This window comes from Streptomyces flavofungini (assembly GCF_041028215.1).
Taxonomy (GTDB): Bacteria; Actinomycetota; Actinomycetes; order Streptomycetales; family Streptomycetaceae; genus Streptomyces; species Streptomyces flavofungini_B.
In genome coordinates this window covers 1-6,809 of the sequence record NZ_JASKYR010000523.1, presented here as the reverse complement: position 1 = coordinate 6,809, position 6,809 = coordinate 1, and the positions used below count along the sequence as shown (strand labels likewise).

Genomic DNA, 6,809 nt, shown 5'->3' with positions numbered 1-6,809 from the left:
GTACAAGGGCAGCAGCAAGCCGCTCGCCTACGAGTCCGAGTTCACGGTGGTGCGCGGCAAGACCACGGGGCGCGCGCTCATCGACTGGCGGCCCTCCGTCGTCCACCCCTCCCTGGAGCCGGGCGACTCCCTGGCCACGGGTGAGGCGCCCGCCCCGCCCATCCAGGCGGTGGACCGCGCGGGCACGCCCCTGAGCCGCAAGGACCATCCCTCGCTCGGCCCGCTCCTCGACGAGCTGCGCAAGCGGTACGGGGACACGGCGGGCGGCACCCCCGGCACCGAGCTCTACGTACGGCGCGAGGGCTCCGAGGGCGCCGCACGCACCCTGCTCACGCTCTCCAAGGGCAAGCCGGGCAAGCTGCGCACGACGCTCAGCGCGGGCGTCCAGAAGGCCGCCGAGCGGGCGGTGCTGCGATATGACGAGTCGTCCGTGGTGGCGGTGCAGCCGAGCACCGGCGAGGTCCTCGCGGTCGCCAACCACCGCGAGGACGCCTTCAACGCGGCGTTCGAGGGCAACGTGATGCCCGGCTCGACCATGAAGATCCTCACCGCGGCGATGCTGATCGACAAGGGCGTCACCTCGGCGGGCGCCACCGCGCCCTGTCCGGCCACCGCGACCTGGCAGAGCCAGACCTTCCACAATCTGACCGGGATGGCCCCTGACGAGTCCGGCACGTTCGCGGACGCCTTCGCGCGCTCCTGCAACACCGCGTTCGTGAAGCTGATCGACGAGGACGGGCTCACCGACTCCTCGCTCACCGAGGAGGCGCAGAACCGCTTCGGCCTGGGCAAGGGCGACTGGAAGGTCGGTCTGCCGTCCTTCGAGGGCTCGGTGCCCGCCTCCCCGGGACCGGACCGCGCCGCCAACGCCATCGGCCAGGGCCAGGTGCAGATGAGCCCGCTGGCCATGGCGTCGGTGACGGCGACCGTGAAGACCGGCTCGTTCCACCAGCCGGTGATCGTGCCCCGCTCGCTCGACGACCGCGCACTGGCGACCGCCGACGGTCTGAAGGCGTCAACGGCGGCGCAGCTCAGGGCGATGATGCACCGCACGGCGGTGCGGGGCACCGGCGCCCGCGCCATGGCCTCGCTCGGCGGGGACACCGGCGCGAAGACGGGCTCGGCGGAGGTCGACGGCCAGGAGGTCTCCGACAGCTGGTTCACCGGCTATCGGGGTGACGTCGCCGCGGCGGCGATGACGCAGCGGGGCGGCCACGGCGGCGACGCGGCGGGCCCGATCGTCGCGGACGTACTGCGGGCAGGGTAAAGGGTCCGCCCGCGGGCCGTACGGCCGGGACACAAAGTGGTCAAGGGCTTCCTCGGACGGCTCTAAGGTGGGCTCCGGTTGAGGAGCTGGGGGCTCTGGGGAACAGGCGGAGGATTTGTGGGCAAGCGGAGGCGCGCCAGTGAGCGCACGGGCGTCGGCATGAAGAACGGCAGAGTGCACCCCGGTGTGCTCGGCGGGGCGGCGGCCGTCGTCGTGTGCGGGGTGGGGGCCGCCGCGTTCGCGCTCTCCGGCGCGGCGGACGGGGACGGTTCGACCGTCGACGGCAAGCAGGTGGCCTCGGGCCCGCCCACGTCGGCGGAGGTCCGTACGACCGCGCGCGCGTTCCTCGCCGCGTGGGCCGAGGGCGACACGGCCAAGGCGTCGGCGCTGACGGACGACCGCGCGGCGGCCCGGAAGGCGCTGGCCTCCTTCCGCGAGGACGGCCACTTCACGAAGACGGTCCTGACGCCGGGCAGGCGTGCGGGCGCCGATGTGCCGTTCAAGGCCTCGGCCACCGTCGCGTACAAGGGCAGGAGCAAGCCCTTCGCGTACGAGTCCGAGCTGACGGTGGTGCGCAGGAAGAGCGACGGCAAGACGCTGGTGGGCTGGCGCCCCTCGGTGGTGCACCCCGAACTGAGGGAGGGCGACCGGCTCGTCACGGGCGAGGCGGGCGATCCGCCGATCAAGGCCGTGGACCGGGACGGCGGCGAGCTGACGGCGGCGAAGTACCCCTCGCTCGGCACCGTCCTCGACGGCCTCAGGGAGAAGTTCGGCAAGGAGGCGGGCGGCAAGGCGGGCGTCGAGCTGCGCGTGGTGCGCGCGGACTCCGCGAAGTCCGCGGACGCGTCGGCGGAGGCGAAGGCGAAGAAGGACGACGCGAAGTCGACGCCCGACAAGACGCTCCTGACGCTCTCCCCCGGCACCCCGGGCACGCTGAAGACGACGTTCAGCCCGTCGCTCCAGGCGGCGGCGGAGCGCGAGACGGCCAAGCGGCAGCGGGCGTCGGTGGTGGTGCTCAAGCCGAGCACCGGCGAGATCCTGGCCGCCGCCAACTCCACGCCGACCGGCTTCAACACGGCCTTCCAGGGCTCGCTCGCCCCCGGATCCACGATGAAGGTCGTCAGCGCGTCGATGCTCCTGGAGAAGAAGCTCGCCGGGGTCGGCAAGAAGCACCCGTGCCCCAAGTACTCGACGTACGGCGGCTGGAAGTTCCAGAACGACGACAAGTTCGACATCAAGGGCGGCACGTTCCGCGACAGCTTCGCGCGCTCCTGCAACACCGCCTTCATCAGCCAGGCGAAGAAGCTGGAGAACGACTCCCTGACCAGGCAGGCGCAGGAGGTCTTCGGGCTCGGGCGCGACGACTGGTCGATCGGGGTGTCGTCCTTCGACGGGGCGGTGCCGGTGCAGAGCGACGCCCAGATGGCGGCCTCGCTGATCGGACAGGGCGGGGTGCGGATGAACCCGCTGAACATGGCGTCGGTGTCGGCCACGGTGAAGTCGGGCACGTTCAGGCAGCCCTACCTGGTCTCCCCGGACGTGGACGACCGCGAACTGGCGACGGCGCCGCGCAAGATGTCGGGCGCCACGCTCTCGGGCCTGCGGGAGCTGATGCACCACACGGCGGTGGCGGGCACGGCGGTGGAGCCGATGTCGGGCCTCGGTTCCGACATGGGCGCCAAGACCGGCTCCGCGGAGGTGGACGGCCAGAAGAAGCCCAACGGCTGGTTCACGGCGTACCGGGGTGACCTGGCCGCGGCGGCGGTCGTCCAGCAGGGCGGCCACGGCGGCGACTCGGCGGGGCCCGTGGTGCGGGCGATGCTGTTGGCGGGGGGCTGAGGGTCGACTTGCGCGGGCCGGGGGCCTGACGACGGCTCCCGGTAACCTCCCCGCCGACGACCGGCGCCCCTGTCCGCTATACGGATACAAGGTCGCGTGCCCGCTACACGGAACGCTAGCGTGCGGGGCCATGAGCACTACTGCATCCGAACCGACCGGAGACGCCGGACCGGCCGAGGGCGCCGAACCGGCCGAAGGCGCCGAACCGACCGGAGGCGCCGGGCCCGCGGCGCCGGTCCCCTCCGCGGCGCACCCCCGTTTCGCCGCGGCCCTGCGCGATCTCGGTCTGGCCGAGCTGCTCGGCCGGGTCCGCCGCTTCCCCGAGCAGACCCGTACCGCGCAGGAGGCGGCGGCGGCGATCGGCTGCGAGCTGAGCCAGATCTGCAAGTCGCTGATCTTCGCTGCGGACGGCGTACCGGTCCTGGTCCTGATGGACGGCGCGTCCCGGGTCGACCTCGACCGCGTCCGTGCGGAACTGGGCGCGGAGAAGGTGACCCGCGCCAGGGCGGACGTGGTCAAGGAGACGACGGGCTACACGATCGGCGGCGTCCCGCCCTTCGGCCACGCGAACAGGACCCGGGTCCTCGCCGACCGCTCGCTCCTGGCGCACGAGGAGATCTGGGCGGCGGCGGGCACCCCGTACTCGGTCTTCCCGACGGACCCCGAGACGCTGATCGCCCGGGCGGGCGCCACGCTGGTGGACGTGCGCGAGACGTCCGAGTGACCCCCCTCGTCGCGTCGGCGGTCCTGCTGGCCGCCGTCACGCACGCGTGCTGGAACGCGATAGCCCACCACATCACGGACAAGTTGGTCGGCTTCACGCTGATCTCGGGCGGCGGCCTGCTGATCGGCGCGCTGATGTCCCCGTTCGTGCCGTTCCCCGCGGCGGCGGCCTGGCCGTACCTTCTCTTCTCGGCGGCCCTGCACCTCGCGTACTACGCCCTGCTGATGCGCAGCTTCAAGCTGGGCGACTTCGGCCAGGCGTATCCCATCGCGCGCGGCACGGCGCCGCTGGTCGTCACGGTCCTCGCGGCCCTCTTCGCGGGCGAGGTCCCGGACGGCTGGCAGGCGGCGGGCGTGGCGGTCTCGTGCGCGGGCCTGACGGGGCTCGCCCTGTGGGGCATACGGGGTTCGGGGCGCCGCCCCGACTGGGCGGCCCTGACCGCCGCCCTCGCCACCGGCGTCTCGATCGCGGGCTACACGGTGGTGGACGGCCTGGGCGTCCGCGCCTCCGGCTCCTCCCTCGGCTACATCGCGTGGCTGATGATCCTGGAGGGCGTGGGCATCCCGCTCTACGCGGCGTACCGCTGGCGCGGCTCCCTCATCCCACGCCTCCGCCCGTTCGCGACGGTGGGCCTCCTGGGCGCGGCCCTCTCGGTGGCGGCCTACGGCCTGGTCCTCTGGGCCCAGACCAGAGCGGACCTGGCCCCGGTCTCGGCCCTCCGCGAATCCTCGATCATCGTCGGCGCCGCCATAGGAGCCCTCTTCTTCAAGGAACGCTTCGGCGCACCGAGACTGCTGGCGGCGGGGCTGATGGTGGCGGGCATCGGCCTGATGCTGCACGCGGGGTAGGCGCCGCCTGCCGTAACGGTACGGGTCATGACGGGGCGTGAGCCCTCGCAAGGACGCGCCCGGTAATCCCCCGGGTCAGCCCGCCGCCGGTCGCCCCGGGCTCAGGCCCACGCAGCGGCGGCACGCCCTCGCCGAGGTCGCCACCACCGCGTGGGACGCCGCCGCCAGGGCCAGCGCCGCTGTCAGCAGGAGCCAGTTCGTGGCCAGGGCCGTCGCGATGGCCAGGGAGAGGGTGGCCACCGCCATGGCCGCGCTCGCCGTCGTGCCGGTCAGGGCGACCGTCAGCGGGAGGCGGTGCGGGGTGGGCAGGCGGCGGGCCAGGGTGCCCGTGGCCCCCAGGGCAGCCGCCGCCAGCAGGGCCGACAGCGTGGCGAACAGGGCCAGGTGCGCCGCCAGTTGCTGCCAGAGCAGGTCGCCCGTGCGGGCCAGGTACCAGCACGCCAGCAGGAACGGCGCCATCAGCGTGATCGTCCGGGCCGTGTGTCTCGCCTGGGCGATGGTGAGTTCCCGCTGACAGGCCGGGGCCAGGTCCTCGACCGTGCCGAAGTCCCGCACCGCGAGGCGCGCCGCCTCCGTCTCCGGTACGCCCGACTCCGCGTACGCCGCCGCCGTGTCCACCAGGCCGTCCCGCATCTCCGCCAGCAGACGGGACGTGGCCCCCGGCGGGCCCAGCAGCGTCGCCCTCAGCTTCGCCACGTGCTCCTCGACGGGGTCCCGGGGCACCGCCGCGCTCATGTGGCGAGGCCCGGCCGCGTGCCGCCGCCGGGGTTCAGGACCGCGCCGATCGCCGCCGTGAACTCCGACCACGCCGCCCGTTCCCCGGCCAGCGACGCCCGCCCCGCGTCGGTCAGCTCGTACGCCCTGCGGCGCCGCTCCCCCGCCGCCGCCTCCCAGCTGCTGCTCAGCAGGCCGAGCCGCTCCAGGCGGTTCAGCGCCGGGTAGATCGTGCCCGTACGCAGCTCAAGCGCGCCGCCGCTGCGCCGCTGCACCGCCGTGATGATCGCGTACCCGTGCAGCGGGCCGGGCTCAAGCACCGCCAGCAGCAGTCCGTCGAGGTGTCCTCGTACCGCATCCGCCTTCATGAGTAGGCAGCCTACACAAGTGAAGCGTTGGCAGTGTATGTATTGGTAGCCAATATGTTTGCAGGCAATCCGTTGTTCCCCGTACTCGCACGCTGTCCGTCCCGCCCGGAGATGCCCCATGACCAAACTGCTGCTGTCCGTCCACGTCCTCGCGGCGATCCTCGCCGTCGGGTCCATCACCGTGGCCGCCTCGATGTTTCCGCGGTACGCGCTCCAGGCGCTGGACGGCGAAGGCGGGCGGGCCGCCGGGGTCGCCGCGCTGCTCCACCGCGTCTGCCGGGGGTACGCGCTCGCCGGGCTCGCCGTGCCCGTCTTCGGGATCGCCACCGCCGCCCGGCTCGGCGTCCTCGGGGACGCCTGGCTCATCGCCTCGCTGCTCCTGACCGCCCTCGCCGCCGGACTGCTCGCGGCGGTCATCCTGCCCGGTCAGCGGCGGTTGCTGGACGCGGGCAGCGGTGCCGAAGGCGCCCGGTCCCGCGCCGCCCGGCTCTCCATGCTCACCGGCGTCTTCAATCTCCTCTGGGCCACCGTCACCGTCCTGATGATCGTCCGGCCCGGCTCCACCACCGGAGCGTGAGCGAGGTGAGAAGCGATACGACCCCGCGCACGCTCCGCGTCGCCGCCGCCCTCGAAGCCGCCTCGCTCGCCCTGCTCCTGGGGAACCTGGCGACCGTGCACGCGGCCGCCGTCTCCGCGCCGCTCGGCCCGCTGCACGGCACCGCCTATCTCGTCACCCTCGCCACCGCCTGGCCGCTGGGCCGCGCCGCCCGGTGGCTCGCCCTCGTACCCGGCGTCGGCGGGATTCTGGTCCTGCGGAGGGTCAGAGCCCCCGGTCGACCGCCGTCCGCAGCGCCCGCACCAGCGCCTGGGCCCTCGGATCGGCCGTGACGCCCTTCGCCATGCCGTTCGTGACATAGCCGAAGGCGAGGCCCGACTCCGGGTCCGCGAAGCCGAGGGCGCCGCCGCTGCCGGGGTGGCCGAAGGAGCCGGGGGCCAGGAACGGGGAGGCGCCGCCGTGCAGCATGTAGCCGAGGCCGAAGCGGGTGGGG

The 6,809-nt window shown here is 73.5% G+C and carries 8 protein-coding genes; 5 read left to right on the top strand and 3 right to left on the bottom strand.

Going from position 1 to position 6,809, the window contains the following annotated elements; all coding sequences use genetic code 11:
* The 4 genes from AB8Z36_RS28670 to AB8Z36_RS28655 all read left to right on the top strand — a co-directional run.
* Nucleotides 1-1,267 (top strand): penicillin-binding transpeptidase domain-containing protein (locus tag AB8Z36_RS28670; protein ID WP_369216290.1); only part of this gene is annotated, 1,267 nt, incomplete at its 5' end.
* 159 nt (nucleotides 1,268-1,426) lie between these two features.
* Nucleotides 1,427-3,106, top strand: a complete 1,680-nt coding sequence (locus AB8Z36_RS28665; protein WP_369216289.1) for a penicillin-binding transpeptidase domain-containing protein — start codon at nucleotides 1,427-1,429, stop codon at nucleotides 3,104-3,106.
* 130 nt (nucleotides 3,107-3,236) lie between these two features.
* Nucleotides 3,237-3,830 (top strand): YbaK/EbsC family protein, encoded by a 594-nt coding sequence (locus AB8Z36_RS28660; RefSeq protein ID WP_369216288.1) that lies wholly within the window; start codon nucleotides 3,237-3,239, stop codon nucleotides 3,828-3,830.
* Nucleotides 3,827-4,678, top strand: a complete 852-nt coding sequence (locus AB8Z36_RS28655; protein ID WP_369216287.1) for an EamA family transporter — start codon at nucleotides 3,827-3,829, stop codon at nucleotides 4,676-4,678. Before AB8Z36_RS28660 ends, AB8Z36_RS28655 begins: the two co-directional genes overlap by 4 nt.
* Before the next feature lie 75 nt (nucleotides 4,679-4,753).
* On the opposite strand, the gene AB8Z36_RS28650 is transcribed toward AB8Z36_RS28655, so the two are convergent.
* Both AB8Z36_RS28650 and AB8Z36_RS28645 read right to left on the bottom strand, forming a co-directional pair.
* Nucleotides 4,754-5,413, bottom strand: coding sequence for a permease prefix domain 1-containing protein (locus tag AB8Z36_RS28650; RefSeq protein ID WP_369216286.1), 660 nt, complete (start codon nucleotides 5,411-5,413; stop codon nucleotides 4,754-4,756).
* On the bottom strand, nucleotides 5,410-5,760 hold the full coding sequence (locus AB8Z36_RS28645) for a PadR family transcriptional regulator (protein ID WP_369216285.1): 351 nt from the start codon (nucleotides 5,758-5,760) through the stop codon (nucleotides 5,410-5,412). Before AB8Z36_RS28645 ends, AB8Z36_RS28650 begins: the two co-directional genes overlap by 4 nt.
* Before the next feature lie 118 nt (nucleotides 5,761-5,878).
* Here AB8Z36_RS28645 and AB8Z36_RS28640 point away from each other — a divergent pair, with 118 nt between their 5' ends.
* Nucleotides 5,879-6,337: a hypothetical protein gene (locus AB8Z36_RS28640; protein ID WP_369216284.1), complete on the top strand. Its 459-nt coding sequence runs from the start codon at nucleotides 5,879-5,881 to the stop codon at nucleotides 6,335-6,337.
* Nucleotides 6,338-6,580: 243 nt separating this feature from the next.
* Here AB8Z36_RS28640 and AB8Z36_RS28635 read toward each other — a convergent pair.
* On the bottom strand, nucleotides 6,581-6,809 hold a 229-nt coding region (locus tag AB8Z36_RS28635), incomplete at its 5' end, for a serine hydrolase (protein WP_369216283.1).